17 protein-coding genes are annotated in these 14,529 nt (G+C 68.4%); all 17 read right to left on the bottom strand.

Features of this window, described 5'->3' with window-relative positions:
- Positions 1 to 20: 20 nt before the first annotated feature.
- Complete coding sequence (locus VKN16_21395) at positions 21 to 2,222, bottom strand: hypothetical protein (GenBank protein ID HME96765.1); 2,202 nt, start codon at positions 2,220 to 2,222, stop codon at positions 21 to 23.
- Positions 2,219 to 2,467: a hypothetical protein gene (locus tag VKN16_21390; protein ID HME96764.1), complete on the bottom strand. Its 249-nt coding sequence runs from the start codon at positions 2,465 to 2,467 to the stop codon at positions 2,219 to 2,221. Before VKN16_21390 ends, VKN16_21395 begins: the two co-directional genes overlap by 4 nt.
- Complete coding sequence (locus VKN16_21385; protein ID HME96763.1) at positions 2,467 to 4,314, bottom strand: hypothetical protein; 1,848 nt, start codon at positions 4,312 to 4,314, stop codon at positions 2,467 to 2,469. Before VKN16_21385 ends, VKN16_21390 begins: the two co-directional genes overlap by 1 nt.
- Positions 4,311 to 4,874: a hypothetical protein gene (locus VKN16_21380; GenBank protein HME96762.1), complete on the bottom strand. Its 564-nt coding sequence runs from the start codon at positions 4,872 to 4,874 to the stop codon at positions 4,311 to 4,313. The genes VKN16_21385 and VKN16_21380 overlap by 4 nt, the downstream gene beginning before the upstream one ends.
- 3 nt (positions 4,875 to 4,877) lie before the next feature.
- On the bottom strand, positions 4,878 to 5,786 hold the full coding sequence (locus VKN16_21375; GenBank protein ID HME96761.1) for a hypothetical protein: 909 nt from the start codon (positions 5,784 to 5,786) through the stop codon (positions 4,878 to 4,880).
- Positions 5,787 to 5,790: 4 nt separating this feature from the next.
- Entirely contained in the window at positions 5,791 to 6,558 is a 768-nt protein-coding gene (locus tag VKN16_21370) for a hypothetical protein (protein ID HME96760.1), read from the bottom strand.
- A 3-nt stretch (positions 6,559 to 6,561) separates the two neighbouring features.
- The gene (locus tag VKN16_21365) at positions 6,562 to 6,936 is read right to left on the bottom strand and encodes a hypothetical protein (GenBank protein ID HME96759.1); all 375 of its coding nucleotides are present in this window, start codon (positions 6,934 to 6,936) and stop codon (positions 6,562 to 6,564) included.
- The gene (locus VKN16_21360; protein HME96758.1) at positions 6,936 to 8,954 is read right to left on the bottom strand and encodes a hypothetical protein; all 2,019 of its coding nucleotides are present in this window, start codon (positions 8,952 to 8,954) and stop codon (positions 6,936 to 6,938) included. Before VKN16_21360 ends, VKN16_21365 begins: the two co-directional genes overlap by 1 nt.
- On the bottom strand, positions 8,936 to 9,100 hold the full coding sequence (locus VKN16_21355) for a hypothetical protein (GenBank protein ID HME96757.1): 165 nt from the start codon (positions 9,098 to 9,100) through the stop codon (positions 8,936 to 8,938). The genes VKN16_21360 and VKN16_21355 overlap by 19 nt, the downstream gene beginning before the upstream one ends.
- 8 nt (positions 9,101 to 9,108) lie before the next feature.
- Entirely contained in the window at positions 9,109 to 9,510 is a 402-nt protein-coding gene (locus tag VKN16_21350) for a hypothetical protein (GenBank protein HME96756.1), read from the bottom strand.
- Positions 9,511 to 9,598: 88 nt separating this feature from the next.
- Positions 9,599 to 10,096 carry a hypothetical protein gene (locus tag VKN16_21345; protein ID HME96755.1) on the bottom strand — a complete coding sequence of 166 codons (498 nt, stop codon included), beginning with the start codon at positions 10,094 to 10,096 and terminating at the stop codon, positions 9,599 to 9,601.
- A 34-nt stretch (positions 10,097 to 10,130) separates the two neighbouring features.
- The gene (locus VKN16_21340; protein HME96754.1) at positions 10,131 to 10,520 is read right to left on the bottom strand and encodes a hypothetical protein; all 390 of its coding nucleotides are present in this window, start codon (positions 10,518 to 10,520) and stop codon (positions 10,131 to 10,133) included.
- A 21-nt stretch (positions 10,521 to 10,541) separates the two neighbouring features.
- Positions 10,542 to 11,045, bottom strand: a complete 504-nt coding sequence (locus tag VKN16_21335; protein ID HME96753.1) for a hypothetical protein — start codon at positions 11,043 to 11,045, stop codon at positions 10,542 to 10,544.
- On the bottom strand, positions 11,042 to 11,605 hold the full coding sequence (locus tag VKN16_21330; GenBank protein HME96752.1) for a phage tail protein: 564 nt from the start codon (positions 11,603 to 11,605) through the stop codon (positions 11,042 to 11,044). The genes VKN16_21335 and VKN16_21330 overlap by 4 nt, the downstream gene beginning before the upstream one ends.
- The gene (locus tag VKN16_21325; protein HME96751.1) at positions 11,605 to 11,931 is read right to left on the bottom strand and encodes a hypothetical protein; all 327 of its coding nucleotides are present in this window, start codon (positions 11,929 to 11,931) and stop codon (positions 11,605 to 11,607) included. The genes VKN16_21330 and VKN16_21325 overlap by 1 nt, the downstream gene beginning before the upstream one ends.
- Before the next feature lie 21 nt (positions 11,932 to 11,952).
- Positions 11,953 to 12,300, bottom strand: a complete 348-nt coding sequence (locus VKN16_21320; GenBank protein ID HME96750.1) for a DUF2190 family protein — start codon at positions 12,298 to 12,300, stop codon at positions 11,953 to 11,955.
- Positions 12,301 to 12,324: 24 nt separating this feature from the next.
- Positions 12,325 to 14,373, bottom strand: coding sequence for a prohead protease/major capsid protein fusion protein (locus VKN16_21315; GenBank protein ID HME96749.1), 2,049 nt, complete (start codon positions 14,371 to 14,373; stop codon positions 12,325 to 12,327).
- Positions 14,374 to 14,529: the final 156 nt, after the last annotated feature.

Raw genomic sequence — 14,529 nt, 5'->3', positions numbered from 1 at the left:
TCGCAGCATTGGCCTGTTCCTCATGGATCGGTCGTCAGCTCAGCCCCGAGGACCGCGGCATCTTGGACGACATGCCAGACGGGCCCGACTTGGGTGAGATCCTCGATGTTCACCGGCCCCTGGTTCTTCGCGATGACCCGATCGTCTTGCGGGACGACGGATGTCGGTAGCGCTTGGAGTAGCCCGAGGTTTACGAGGTCGGGATCAGCGCTCGGGAAGTCCGCAGCGGTCGCATCCAGCGTCGGGACGCCGTGGGCATCCCAGGCCCGGATGAACTGATGCCCGGCCTCCGTCTCTGCGGGGTCGTAGAAGAAATCCGGGCGCAGGGTCTGCAAGTTCCGGAGGAGGAACTCCTGCAAGGCTGGCGCGTAGGTCGGATCTCCCGACACGATGACGTCACCAGCCCCACTGAGCACGACGGTCGAGGCGCCCGTCGTCACGTTCGTCAGGAGGATGTCGACCACGTCCGGGCCGCCGGGCGAATCTTGATGATCGTGGACCCAGAGGAGATGCGTGCCATTGAAGCCCAGCACCACGAACACGCCATCCGTCTCTGGGCTATTGACGAAGGTGTTGTGGCTCACGGGATGGGTCACGCCTTGCGTGCCGTGGAAGTTCGGGGTGAGCGGGGCCAGCGCGGTCGTCGTCTGGGCGGCGAGATCATGGAGAAACAAGCCGTAGCTCTTCGCGGGGATCAGCGTCGTCGCCGTGTCGCGCACCTCAAGCTTGACCTTGACGAGGACGAGCCCGAGCGGGAACCCGCTCGCGGTGGCCCGGCGCGGCAAATAGGTGCCGCTCATGAAGTAGCGCTTCCGCTGCCAGATGCGTCGGCCGGCGAAGGTCGCCCGGATGCTATGCGTCTGCGAGGCGTTGCCGCTGCCGTCGATCGCGCGAATCTTCGACGGTCCCACCGTGAGGGTGCTCGTCTCCTGCCCGAACAGATTGGTGAGGTCGAGATAGGGCGTCCGCGTGGCGTCGAATTCGTCATAGACATAGGAGGCGACGCCGGGCAGCGCCGCATTCGTGAAGTCGCTGACGAGATCGGTGTAGGTGAAATCGAGCGGGGTCGTCCCCACGGACCAGCCGTCGAGGAGTTGGCCGTTCTTGCCGGTATGCGCGAAGGTCGGCAGGCTCGCGATCGCGCTCGTCGCCACGTTGCGATACGTATGCAAGCGTGTCAGTTCGGTCTGGACATTCTGGACGATCGTGTCGCGACACGTCTTAAAGAGGACGACGCCCGACGTCACATTGACCACGAAGACGTGGGTGCCGAAGGTGCCGACCGTCGAGTTGAGGCCGCCATCCGCGGCGAAGCCGGGCCGCTCGACGCTCCCCGAGTTATCGCTCTGCTCGATCGGATCGCTGAAGACGGCGGGCGCCGCGGCGGGGACGATCGGCAAACTCTGGAGGCGCGCCGACAGGACGAAGAGGAGGTCGAGCCGGTCGTCGAGCTGGATGTCGGTGATCAGGATGTGGGGCGAGGTGAGCAATTCGACCGCACTGCGCGTGAGGAGGAGCTGACCGTTCGCGCTCTGGCTGCCGCTGATCGCATTCGGTGCCGCCTCGCTCAGCGTGCCCGCCGAGCCATTGATCCCGTCCCAGCTCATCGTCCAATACTTTTCCTCGCCGGTCAGCGTGAAGGCGCTCTGGGCGGCGACGAGCGGGAGATTCTGGTCCAAGGGCTGCTCATCGCGGACAATCGTGGCCACCGCGGGCGTCGCGCCGCGGACCGTGTTCTCTGCGCCGGCAAGCGTACAGATGTAGTAGTGATGCGCCGCCGTCGCCACCACGAAGGCATCGGAACGCGTGCCCCATTTGACATAGACGGGATCCGCATCCAGCTGCGTCCGGAGCTCGAGGTTCGTCACCTGCTGGTCATTCCGGAACCAGACTTCCACGCGCCCCGATGGGGCCGCCGTGGCAATGAAGAGTTCCTCGACGACAGCGCCGACCACGGGAATCGGTGGGCTATCGACCCCGGTCCGGCGCGCCTGGTTCATCATCGCGACCTGGGGCGTTCCATTGCGCCACATGACAGCCACGGACTCGCCCGCACGGAGGGCCACCTTGCCGGTGACCGGGATCCATGTATTGACGACGCGAACCCAGCCGTCACTGCGCACCGCTTGAATCACCTCGAGCGTTTGCCGACGCTTGTGATCGGCGAGCGCCTCGATGTAGCCAGCGGCCGCGACTGTAAAGGGCGGGAGCGGGGTCGTCACGCGGCGCCCCCGTGGACGATATAGCGTCCATCCTTCGTCCGGGTCACCCAGGCGAGCTCCTGCGCGCGGAGCGGCTCCTCCGTCGCCATCGCGGCCTCCACGGGACGCCCGTCGACGATGGCGACGACGCTCCCATCCTCGCGCACGGCCTGAATCGGCGCCGGCGCGGCGAGCGCCCCGCTCGCGCGGGTCTCGACGACCTTCTCGATGAACTTCTGGAACTCGCGCACGAGGCTCTCGTCCATCAGGCGGGGTGCTCGTACCAGACCGCGCGCAGCATCGCGAGCGACCGGCGGGCCGGAATGTCATGGTCGAGGATGCGGGCATACACGAGCGCATTGCCGGTCGTAATCGTCGTGAGCACCGTGCCATCCTCGTCCCGATCCACGATCCCTTCGATCTGGGCGATCGTCCCCGGTCGGAGCCAGGGCATGGCGAGCGCCTCAAACTCGATCACGCACTCGTAGAGCCCCGAGGCTTCCTCGTGCTGGGCGCGGATATAGGCCAGATCCTCCGCGCTCATATGTGGACTGCCGGCGCTCGCCGGGTCGCCGTCGGCCGCGAGATGAATCGCGGCCCGCAGCGGGGCCGTGATCACGCCCGCGGTGTCGGCGCCGAGCGGTTTCGTCGGCGGCCGATTCGGGCCCCCGGGGCGGTGCCCCGAGGCCGGCGTCACGTCGCCGGACTTATAGATCGGGACGAACTGGCCGACGATGATGCCTTGGCTATCGCGGGCTTCCTGGTAACCGTAGACCGAGGACTGGATCTGATACGTGAGGGGCCCGGTATCCTGGTAGACCTTCACGATGTAACTGTCGGGGACGAGCTCGTTGACCCCCTCGCGCGTGCGATTCTTCTTCTTGAGCGTCGTAACGGCGCTCAGATAGTTGTCCTCGTCGTACGTGTAGTCGGTCCGGTCCTGGGTCAGGAGCGTGAAGACTTCATATTCGGTCCCGGCCGAATCGGTCTTGACCTGCCACGTCTCGGTCTGCCCGAGCTCTTCGATGCACATCGGCGAGTTCGTCGGGCCCTTGGCGTCGTAGGTGAATTCTTGATAGGTAAATGTCTTCGTCTCGCGCTTGGCGAGCCGCTCCTTGCCATTGGTCGTGATGTATTCTTCCTTGACCGTCCGCAGGAGCACCTGGTTCGGGATCTGATACGTCGAGCGGATCTCCACGCGGGTTTGGCGGGTGCCGGTCAGTGGGTCATTGCTGACGGTCCCCTGCCGCTGCTCCATCGTGCCCGGCGTGAAGGTGACGCCACCCTCCGGGTCCACCGTGCGCTCGAACGGCACGATCTCGATGTTCTGGCTGAACACGCCAGAGATCGTCAGCGGCGTAAAGGCGTTCGGCGTCGCCCCGGCTTCCTCCCGCCCCGTCAACGTGAGATCGGCATAGAGCGGGAGCCGGCGCTTCCGAATGTTGATCGGCGAGGTGACCTTGAGCCGCGGTGGCGGGGCGGTCGCGTCGATCGTCAGGACGTAGTCCGCGGTCGGCGGGAAGGCGCGGCGCGACCGCAGATAGACGGTCGTCCCGTCGACGAGGATGTCGACGCGTGAGGGCTCGACGGAGCACCACGGGTCAATGAGTCGCTGGAGGATATCGAGGCAGCGCCCGGTGGCGTCGAAGTCTTCCCAGAGCTCGTAGTCGCGGCACTGCCAGGCACAGGTGAGCGCGACGCCCGCGGCGACGCCCGCAAAGTCCACGACCTCCGCCGCCACCTGGCTCGCCCGGAAGATCCCCACGACCTTGGGCGTCGTGATCGTCCCGCTCTGGGTCGGTTTCTCGGGCGCGCGCGCGTAGAGCTTCGCATACTCCCGGTGAAGGAACTTCGCCGGGCCCCAGCCCTTGAGATGGCTCGTCACGCCGGCCTTCTGGACTTCCAGACGGTACTCATCGATGGGCCCATCCGTGATGGCCTGGATCACCTGCGGCGTCCCCGCCCCGTCGAGAAAGCCGATCGCCAGGCTCACCACCCGATTGGGATCGACGCTCTGATACTCGGTCGCGCCGACCACGCTGCACTCCCACTGATCGACGGGCTCCTGGAGCGACGAGTCGATGCGCGCGGTCTCAAAGACGAGGTCGCTCATGACGCGGTCACCCGCGCCCACGGCCGCTGCGGGTCGTCCTCATACGCCGCCTCGAGGCCCACCTGGTAGACCACCCAGTCGAGGCGGAGGCGCGCCAGCAGCTCGTCGAGCGACCACTCGAGCGGGAGCGTCCCGCCGACGATCGGTTCGGCGGCGCCGACCTCCCAGTCGAGCTGGAGGAGGGAGAGGAGCGCGGCGTCGGTCTCCCATGTGAGCTGGAAGAGGAAGCTCTCGGTGCGGGTCGGGGCGAACCCGAGGAGGGTCAGCGCGCCCGCGGGCACCGCGCGCACCGAGGAGGGCGCCACCGTCGGCGCCACGCCCGTGAGACTGAGCTGCCCAGCGGCGGGCGTGATCGCGACGCCGCCGGTCACGGTCACGACGGGCGCGACCCCCCCGAGCGTGAGCGTCGCCGCCGCCGGCTGGCGGGTAACGGGGAGGACCGAGGGCGCCGCGCCGCTGAGCGTCAGGGTGGCCGTGGCGGGGACGAGCGCGCCCGTCTCGACGGACCCCCATTCGGCCTCGCCCCATTCGAACTCGCCCCATTCAGCGGACGGCGACATGGCCTAGCTCACCAGCCAGTCGAAGATGTCTTCTTCAAACTGGCCCGCGCTCCCATCGACGTTCCCGAAGAAGCCGATTTCATCCGGGCCGCCCGCCATGAAGGAGGTGCGTCCCACGCTCAGCTCGGTCAGGTAGTAGAGCCCATCGCGCGAGGCGGTGAAAAAGAGATTGGTGCCGTTATCCCGAATGCGGATCCAGAAGGGCGCGAGCGAGCCGAGGATCGAGCCCTCCAGCGTGGCGTTGGCCGGGTTCGAGCTGAAGGTCGAATCGTTCGTGAAATTGACGACCTGAAATTGGTTATTGGTCGAGAGGCACTGGAAGAGGTGGAGCTTCCCCGTGCTGCTCTCGCGAAAGAACAGGCCACCATAGCGGGACGACGAGCCGGAGTCCTTGTACTGGATCACCGCGTCGACCTGATAGGGCGTGCCGGGCGCGCTCATCCCGCGGCGGCGCACGTTCGTGCCGGTGCTGGGACAGGTCAGGCGCGTGAAGCCGAAGGTCGTGTCGATCGCCGCGCCGCCCTGGTTGCCCCACGCAAAGCTCGCCGAGACGGGATAGACGACTTTATGGATCGGGCCCCAGCGGTCTGCGCCACTGACGCCGGCGGCACCGAACACTTCCGAGCCGGTCGGCGTCTGGATCCAGCGTTCGGCGACCTGCCGGGACGCGACGATCTTGACCGTCTCGCCCGCGTTCGCATTGGCGTCATTGAATTCGGCCCCGCCGGTGAACGTGGTGCCGGACACGGAGTCGACACGATAAATCGTCTTCCCCGCATTCCCGAGGCGTACGCGGAAGACGCCGCTCGTGGGGAACCCGGAGGCGCTCGCGACCGAGATCGAACTGCCGCCCGAGGTATAGCCCGACGCCAGCGTCGTTTCCGCGAGGTTCGCGAATTGCTCGACGGCCATGGCTTTAGCCCTCGGTCACGGCCAGATTGACCGTGCGGGGATTGCCGACGGCCGAGGCATTCGCCGGAATCACGCGATTGAACCAGAAATAATCCGACTCGCCGACCTTGAGCGTCCCGGCGGCTTGCCCGAGGAGAAACGCGGCGGTGGCGGTGTCGAGTCCGGCGGGCGGCGTGCCATAGGTGGGCCCCGCGCCCCCGGTCGTGTTCTCGACCGCGGGCGTCCCGCTCGTCGCGGCCGCCCCGGTGTCGGCAAAGGTGATCGTCGCGCCGCTGCCGATATCGGCGATCTGGGTCGTCGCCCCGTAGGTGCCCGGCGTGGCGGTGCGGTAGACGAGATAGCCGGTCGCGCCGGTGACCGCGAGCCAGTTGATCGTGACGGTCTGGGTCACCACCGTGACCGTCGCCGTCACCTCGGTGGACGCGATCGTGCGCCCCGTGCCCTTCTTGGCGACGACGACGTACCCGTAGGTGCCCGTGGCGCTGAAGCTGCCGCCGCCGGCCGTGACCGGCGCGGTGAGCCCCCAAGGGGGCGAAATGGTATCGGGGTCCGCCATGATCCGCGCCTGGTCAAAGCCGTCGCTCCCCAGTGCGGAGGCGAGCGCGAGCTGGACGGCGGGCATGCTCGCGGCGAGGCCCAGATCCACGTCGCCCACGTTCTTCAGGCCGAATTTCTGCGCGGTCCCCGTCGCGCCCGCGAGCAACTTCGGCAGCGTCTTCCCCGTAATGACGGTCGCCCCATCGGCGTCGTAGTAGATGACGAACTTGGCCATGGCCTACTCGAGGACGCCGAGGAGCGTCACCGCGCTGCGGACGCGGAGGACGAGGCTATAGTTCCAGAGATCGGCCGCGAAATGCGTGGGGGCAAAGTCCACGATGCGGACCATGCAATCGTTGCCCATCCAGTCCTGATAGGCCACGGTCGCCCCCGCGCGCTGCAGGGCGCGGATCGCCACGACCTCCGTCTGCGTGATCTGGCCATTGGCCCCGCTGCCGAGCTCGAGTACGAGATCGCCGACCGGCATGTCAAACCACTGGGAGCCGCTCCACCCGCCCGGCCCGTCAAAAAAGGTCTCGCGCGGCGGCCAGCGCTGGGCCAGCGCCCCGGGCCCGGCTGAGAGCGTCACGCCGCCGAGGATCGCCGTCTCCATCACATCCGCCGCTGCGCGTCGGCGAAGGCGCGGGTGAGCTGGCCCTGGACCATGTCGGCGAGCGAGGCGCCGAGCTTCGACTTGCCGGTCTCGACGATGGTGAGGAGCTGATCCATCGTGTCTTGCATGAGCGCGGGGACCTGGCCGAGGCTGTCCGCGAAGCTGCCTTTGATGCCCGCGAGGGCATCCGTCACCTGGGTGGAGAGCGTGGCGATCTGATCCTGGGCTTGGCGGAACTGCTCCGCGCCCGTGAGTTGGCCGGGAAACTGGGTTGGCGTCGTCCCAGCAATATTGGTCGCGAGACCCAACCCGCCGAATTGCTGGAGCTGCTCCTGAAAGGGCTGCTGCTGGAGGGCCTGCTCAAGCTGCCGCTGATTGACGGCCTGCCCAGCCTGAAATTCCTCGAGCACTCGCTCATTCTCGCGGCGCCGCTGATCGAGATCCCGCTGGAGGCTCACGCGACTGACTAGGCTGAACTCATTGACCGCTTGCTGCCCGGCCCCGGTGCCGACGCCGCGGAGGGCTTCGGCCAAGAGGTTCCGCGCCTCCGTGCGCAGCTCCGTCTCTTTCGCGATCGACTTCTGGAGGAGGGCAATCCGGTCGGCCGCATCCTTGATGGCGAGCTGGCGCAATTCGGCGGCCGTCTTGATCTCGATCGCGGCCCGGTCCGCCGCGCCTTTGCGGGCGGCCTCGGTGATCTGCCCCTGAATGTCCTGGATCTGGCTCAGGAGCGTGAGGCGCCGTCGCTCGACCTCTGGCGTCGACGGCAGGCCCGAGAGCGTCTCCAATTGACTCTGGGCAGCCGCCTGGCGGCCCCCGAGGCCCCGGAGCTGCGCCGTCGCGGCGGCCTGGACGGCCTCGACCTCCGCTCGCGCGGTCGCCACGGCCTGTTCGCGCCGAGCCGCATTGGTCTCGCTAATGTCATTGAGAATCCGGCCTTGCGCGCCCGCGATCTCCTGGGCGAGGCCCTGCTCCGCCTCGCGGAGCTGGCCCACGGTCTCGAGCTCGAGCCGCCGCCGGCGGGCCTGCCGCTCCTGCTCGGCGGCATCGGCCACGCCTTCCTGGGTGGTACGGTCGCGCTCGAGTTGCTCGCGGAGGTTGGCGGTCTCGGCCACGAGCTGGCGGAGGTCCTCGATGCCGCGCTGATTCTGCTGCTGGCGGCGCTGCCCGCTGAGGAACAGTTCCTTGTCGAGGTTCAGGAGCTCTTGCTTAAAGGTGATCTCGACGGATTCCGGGGTCGCGCCGGAGACGGCAAGCTCAGCCGCGCGACGGCGCTCCTGATCGGCCTTGAGCGCTTCCTTGGCCAGTGCATTGGCTTTCGCCTGCTGCTCCTCGATCGCCTTGGCCCCGGCCTCCGCCCCCGCGAGATCGCCGCGCGCCAGGAGGTCCGCCTGGCGGAACTGGAGCGACTGAAACTCCGTGGCCGCGCCGGCGGCGAGGAGCTTCCGCTGCTTCTGGCCTTCCTCGAAGTCGATCACCGCGAGCCGCCGCGCCCGGACGCGCGCCGCGTCCTCCTCCGCCGTGCTCCCCGAGAGGGTCTCCGCGAGGGCCTGCTTGGTGTTGAGGAAGGCCACGGAGAGATTGCTCAAGAGGCCGCCCAAGCCCCCCTGCTCGGCCATGCGCTGGCGCTCGACCATGATGTCGAGCTGGTTGTTGTACTGCGTCAGCGCGGCGGTGAGCGTGCCGACGTCCATCGCCTTGAGCGTGGTGTTGAGCCGGACCTGCTCGTCGGCGGCCGCGCCCACGGCCGTGGTGAGTTGGTCGAAGAGCGCGATCGCGCCCGCCACGCCGCCGAGCTGAGTCAGGGTCGAGCCAGCGGCCGTCCGCACCTGGTCGAGACTCGTCCGCGTCCGCTGGAGATTGCCGAAGGCGTCCTCGAGGCCCTTGGCGGTGCCGACGTCCGCGCGGGGCCCGACGAGGGGCTCCGAGAGAATGGCCTTGGCCTTCCGGCTGAAGGCCGTGAGGCTCGCGAGTGCGCCCTCGGTATCGAAGCCGAGGGTTAGCTTGGCGTCAGCCATGCTCCGCCCCGGCGCGCGCGGCGCTGCTGCTGGAGGCCCTCCCAGGAGGTGATCGGGCGGCTACGACGCGGACGGCGGCCCTGCTCCACGAAGCCGTGGGCCTCGGGAACCAGGGCCAGCTGGTGGACGACCTCGGCCCACGTCATAGACTCCATCAAGTCCCGGTAGGAGTCTCCGGGATAGAAGCGGCGGTAGAGGGCGAGGACGCTGCCGACCGTGGCGGGGTCGCCGTCGCCTCCTCGCCCATCGGAGGGCGGCCCGTGCCCTCGGTGGCGAGCCGCACCAGCTCGTCGACCTCGTTGCGGGAGAGCTCATCCGCCGCCGCCGCGGGCAAGGCCGAGACCCACGTCGCGCCGTCCCACGTCCCGCCCACGAGAATCTGCAAGACGGCGAAATGGCGCTGAGTCATCGGCAGTTCCTCGTCGGCCTGCGTGAAGACGGCGACGAGGTGCTCGAAGGTACGGAGGCCCTTCAGATTCCGCGCGTGCGGGACGGTCCAGGCCCGCCCGCAAGCCCAGAAGGTCGCGACGGGCGCGGCGGGCAGGAACGCGGCCATGTCGGCGCCGTGCGGCGTGCGCGCCTGGCCGTCGCGGCGCCCACCCGCGAGATAGCGCCGGAGGGCGTCAGGATCGCGCGCGGGCGTGCTAGCCGACACTGTAGAACTCCTTGGTCGTGGGATCCATCCAGACCTGGAAGGTCAGGAGCAATTCCTGCTGCTCCTGGCCGAACGTCTGGGTGACGGTCCCGGGCTTCGGGGAGGCGAGGGGGAAGACGAAGATATCCTCTGGGAGGAGGCTCTCCTCGCCGTCGACCAGGCGGACCACGCGCAACTCTTTCGCGATACTGCGCTGGCGCTGCCCGATCTTGTTCTTGATCGTGACCGTCGACCCGGCGATCTCCGAGTTGGGGATCGCGAGGGCGAGCTTTTCCGGGCTGACCTCGACAACCGGGCACCGGACCGTGCAGCGATGGCCGGTCAGGACTTCATCGACCGGGGTGTCACCCGTCTGGCCGGCCAGGAGCTCGACCGAGCGGCTCTCGTCCTCGATCTCGACGGGCGTCCGGAAGCTCAGATAGCCCAGATGGACGCTATCGAAGAACACACTCGCCGGCGCCAACCGGAGCAATGTCGGATCGGGCATCGTCGTCTCCTCTTACGCGGCCGGGCGCGTGAGCCTACGGGGTGCTGTCGACCGCGAGGCGGATCTGCACCGTCGCCGCCGTCGCGCCCGCGTTCGTGAGAAACAGACTCGTGATGTTTGCCGTGAAGGGATTGACCACGCCGCCGGTGCTCACCCACGTGAAGGGCACATTGGCCTTGAGCGTGAGCGTGTCGACCGGCGTCGCGGCGTTATTCGTCTGAAACGAGACATCCTGATCCGACAGGATGAAGAGCGACTTCAGCGACGCGAACGCGAGGGTCAGCGCGACCGGATGGTCCGTGGTCGTCGGTGGGACGACGATGTCGCGGTTATCCTCCGCATCCGCCACCGAGGCGACGGAGCCCTGGACGGAGGCGCCGCCCGCCGAGCTGAAGATCGTCCGAATCGTATGCGTAAACGCCATGGCGGTCTCCCCCTGACATCGTTACGGCGCGGGCAGTGTGGTCGGTGCCCACGGCCGGAGTCGCACGGTCACCGGCTGAATGAAAAGCGCGTCGGTCGAGAATTCTCCGGTATCGAGGCCCTGCGGCCGCTGGGTGATGTCGATCCCGTCCATCGCCGTCCTGAAGAGCGTCCAGTTCTGATGGAGCGTCATGAGGACGTCGTCGAGCAGGCGCCAGCGCCACGTGTCCGCCGTGGCCGTGTCGTCCCCCCGAATCACGCCGTAGATATCCACCAGAAAGGCCTTCCGGTAGGCCAGGGCCGCCCCTTTGATGCCGGCGCCCTCGAGGGTCGAACCGGAGGCCGCCACCACGTAGAGGCGCGGCAGCTCGTCGCGATTCATCTGCTGCCCGGGCGGCGGGAGCGGCCAGCCGACGACGCTCGGGGTCTGGGGATACGTCCAGCCCCCGGGCCGCTCGCCGCTGAGATCGCTCAGGATCTCGCGGAGCGCCGCCAGGGCGAGGACCTCGGGCGGCTCCTTGATCATGACGCATGCGCACGCTCGAGAAATTGCACCTCGTGCCGATAGTTCTTCGCGAGGTTCTCCTTGGCGTGCGCGAGGAGCGCGCCCATGATCTTCGCGTTCGTGAAGACGAACGGCAGCGAGGGGCCGAAGAGCTCCGTGATCGGCAGGCCCGGCGCATGGGGCGGTAGGCCCTTGCGCGAGCGGGACTTCCCCACCCGCTTGAAGATCCCGACGTGCCCGCTCGCCATGCGCGCGATGAAGGCCCCGGGCACCGCGCCCTTGCCGGTGGGGCGCCCGCGAAGCTTCCGCTGCCGGGTGAAGTCGTAGAGCGGAATGCGCCGCCCCGTCGCTTGGAGCGTGGCCGTGGGCCGACCAAACACGGCGCGCTCCACGCTGAGCGACTGGGCGATGACGCGCTGGGGGAGCCCGGTATCCTCGGCGATGGCCCGCCGGGCCTCGGTCTGGGCCGTGGCGATGGTCCGATTCAGGGCGCGCACGCGCGCGCGCACTTCCTTCTGGCCCAGGTTCTTCAGCGCATCGTCGAGGCCGAGCGTATCGAGCCGGACGACCACGGTCGCCATCAGTCGCGCACCCGCGCGTGATGGACTTCGGGGTCGAGATCCTCCACGAGGTCCACGGTGTAGCTCGTCGGCGTCGCGCCGAGCACGAAGCCTTCCGGGGCGAGGATCGTGCTGCCCACGGGCAGGAGTGGCACCGCGCTCCGTCGGACGGCGACGCGGCGCCGATAGTCGGTGATTGCGGGGTCCGCCGTCGCTTCCTGCACGAGCTGGAACGGGGCTTGCCCGATCACGGTCGTCTCCACGGCGACCCCGCCCGCGGGCGTGACCGTCGCCGGCACCCCGAAGGCCGAAAAGGCCGGGTCGAGCGAGGGCCGGAGATCGGGCACGCCGGGGCTCGAGCGGAACCTTTAGGCGAGCGCCGCGCCGAGGTTGACGCCGGTGAGAAACACCAGCCCGGTCGCCGAGGGATTCGCCGCCACGCGATAGGCCACGCCCGCCCGGAAGTTCCCGGTCGTGACGGTGGTGAATCGCTTGTTGGTGTCGTCCCAGTTCACCTGCTGGCCCTCGGTCCAGGCCTGCGCCGAGAGCTTCGCGTGCTCGACGACCCCCCGGATCACGCCGGTGAACTGCGCCCCGTTCGCCGCCGTGATGGCGGGAATGACCAGGAGGTCGCCGATCTTGACGCCGGTGCCAGCCGTCACGTTGGCGGGGGCCGTAAAGGTCGGGTTCTCGCCTTCCTGAGAAAATGTCTTCATTTCCTCTCCTTGGGCTCCCTTCGGCTAGGCGCCGACGTTCTTGTAGATGGCCCGCCAGTCGGCGGCCTTGAAGGCAACATCGATGCGGCACCGGAACTTCATGCCGTCCACGTCGAAGCCTTCCATCTGGGTGACCAGCGGGCCCTCTTGGCCGTCGAGGATCCCGTGATAGAGCACCGGGGCCTGGGCGACGTCGGTGGCCAGATACCAGCTCACCGCGCTGTTGACGTCGAGCCGTGGCTCGACCACCGTGACGAGCGGCGTCCGCCCGCCGGCGGTGAACGGGTTGACGCTGCCCGAGAGCGCGGGCGTGATCTGCGTGACGAACTGGTCCGCGATGGTCTCGAGCGCGGCGGGCACGATGAGATAGCGGGGCGTCAGGTTGAGCGGCGTGACGCCGTCGATCCCCTTCTGGTTGCGCAGGGCCGCCCGGCCCACGCCGAGCGCGGCCACCGAGATAACCGTGCCGGTCGAGGTCAGGTTAAAGTGCGGCGCCGCGAGCGCGTTGCCGCCGAACAGGGCATTGCCGTCGCCCATGGTCGGGTTGCTCGTGATCTGCGCCCAGGCCAGATCGGACTCGATGTCGCGGGCCTTGCGTCCGAACGCGGCGGGCACTTCCCCGAAGGCGTTGAGGTCGTCATTGATGAGCGCCTGCCGGGTGATCCCGAACATGCGCCCATACGTCTTGAGCTGGATGGTTTCCTTCGCTTCGCCGATCGTGCCGAAGGTGTACTCCCCGTGCTCGAGGATCTCGAGCAGGGCCGGGGCATCCCCCACCTGGAGCTGGCGCGAGGGCTTGAAGTCCGTTAGCGTGACGAGCCGCGAAATCGTCTGCCACGTCTGGGGCGCGGCCTCGTAGGCCGCGCGGAGCGTCTTGTTCGCGGCGTCCTCGAAGAGCCCTGGGAAGTCCGTGGTCGTGTGGAGCCCCGTCCGCGTCAGCAGCGTATCGACGAGGCGCGAGCGATCGAGCGTGCTCGTCCGGACGCCGCGCGCGCTCAGGAACGCGCGGCCGACGTCGAGGAGGCTCATGCCGCGGTACTGGCGGCTCTTGTCATCGAGCGGGAAGCGATGGGGCGCGATCCGGTGGAGCAGCGCGCCCTCGATGCCGCTCCGGACGTGGACCAAGGGATCGTCGGCGACGGTGATCTCGCTCGCGCCGCTCGGCGCGCGCGGGCCGCGCTCGTCGCCGCTCCGCTTCCGGAGCTCGTCCAGGACGAGGCCCTGCGCCTTCACGAGGGACATGCTTCGATCGCGGATCAGCCGATCCTCGAAGGCGCGCGGCATGCGCGCCGCCAGGCAGGCCGCGCGAATGCCATCGCAGCGCTCGAACTCGGCGGTGGCCCCTTCCTCGCGCTCGTTCGCCTCGGGCGGATCGGCCAGCGTGGGCTCGGCGGGCAGCGGCGCCAGGGGATTGGCCTCGACGATCGTCTCGGACCGGGCCTCATCTAGCATGGTGGTCGTCTCCTTCGTGTGGGACCGTGCGACGGCGAGAATCTCGCAGGGATGCGTGTCGAGGGGGGCGTCGGCGCGGATCTTGGCGCCATCGTCGGCCCCGATTGGGACGACGGAGAGTTCAAAGGGCTCCCAGTCGACCGCGCGGAGGGTCGGGATCTGGCCCTCGCCCCCCGCGACCTTCTCGAACTTGTGGACTCGGTAGCCGACGCTGATATTGCGCAGAATGCCTTGCTGGACCTTGTTCCAGATGGCATCGGCCGCGGGGTCGTCCTTGGCGAAGCGCACGGTGGCGACGCCCTGGCCGCGTTCGAGGCCAGCCGATTCGATGACGCCGATGGCGGCGTCGAGCGACTGCGCGTCGTGGGCCGCGAGGAGACTCGCCCGCCCGCTGGTGAGCCGTCCCATACGCACGTGCGTGGGGTCGAGGCTCAGCTCCTCGTAGAAGGGCTCATCGAACCACGGCACGCGGAGCACGCGCGCGCCGGTCGTCCAGACGACCTCGGCGGTGCGGCGCTCGCGGTTGAGGCTCTCGACGCGGAGATCGGCGCGGCGGGCGAAATCGGAGGCCTGGACGCGCTGGACGGTGGGACGCGCTTTCGCGGCGGTGGCCTTGCGCACGATGGCGCTGAATCTGCCGCGACAGGCAGGGGGCTGCCTAGCCGCAGAATTCGCGGCCCGCAGAATTTGCGGGGGGTCAGCGGGCGAGGAAGGGGCGGCGGGGGACGGCGGGGGAGCTCTCCGTGTGGAGCCACCCCTTGCGGAAGAGGACGGCGA

Source organism: Candidatus Methylomirabilota bacterium, assembly GCA_035315345.1.
GTDB lineage: Bacteria > Methylomirabilota > Methylomirabilia > Rokubacteriales > CSP1-6 > CAMLFJ01.
Note: the sequence above shows the minus strand (reverse complement) of the source record. Positions and strands in the feature narration are given on the sequence as shown.

Coding starts and splice junctions, on each gene's coding strand:
- VKN16_21335 (HME96753.1), bottom strand. CDS start 11,045: ATGATCAAGGAGCCGCCCGAGGTCCTCGCCCTGGCGGCGCTCCGCGAG.
- VKN16_21345 (HME96755.1), bottom strand. CDS start 10,096: ATGCCCGATCCGACATTGCTCCGGTTGGCGCCGGCGAGTGTGTTCTTC.
- VKN16_21390 (HME96764.1), bottom strand. CDS start 2,467: ATGGACGAGAGCCTCGTGCGCGAGTTCCAGAAGTTCATCGAGAAGGTC.
- VKN16_21355 (HME96757.1), bottom strand. CDS start 9,100: ATGACGTGGGCCGAGGTCGTCCACCAGCTGGCCCTGGTTCCCGAGGCC.
- VKN16_21385 (HME96763.1), bottom strand. CDS start 4,314: ATGAGCGACCTCGTCTTTGAGACCGCGCGCATCGACTCGTCGCTCCAG.
- VKN16_21375 (HME96761.1), bottom strand. CDS start 5,786: ATGGCCGTCGAGCAATTCGCGAACCTCGCGGAAACGACGCTGGCGTCG.
- VKN16_21360 (HME96758.1), bottom strand. CDS start 8,954: ATGGCTGACGCCAAGCTAACCCTCGGCTTCGATACCGAGGGCGCACTC.
- VKN16_21370 (HME96760.1), bottom strand. CDS start 6,558: ATGGCCAAGTTCGTCATCTACTACGACGCCGATGGGGCGACCGTCATT.
- VKN16_21380 (HME96762.1), bottom strand. CDS start 4,874: ATGTCGCCGTCCGCTGAATGGGGCGAGTTCGAATGGGGCGAGGCCGAA.
- VKN16_21340 (HME96754.1), bottom strand. CDS start 10,520: ATGGCGTTTACGCATACGATTCGGACGATCTTCAGCTCGGCGGGCGGC.
- VKN16_21330 (HME96752.1), bottom strand. CDS start 11,605: ATGGCGACCGTGGTCGTCCGGCTCGATACGCTCGGCCTCGACGATGCG.
- VKN16_21365 (HME96759.1), bottom strand. CDS start 6,936: ATGGAGACGGCGATCCTCGGCGGCGTGACGCTCTCAGCCGGGCCCGGG.
- VKN16_21320 (HME96750.1), bottom strand. CDS start 12,300: ATGAAGACATTTTCTCAGGAAGGCGAGAACCCGACCTTTACGGCCCCC.
- VKN16_21350 (HME96756.1), bottom strand. CDS start 9,510: ATGGCCGCGTTCCTGCCCGCCGCGCCCGTCGCGACCTTCTGGGCTTGC.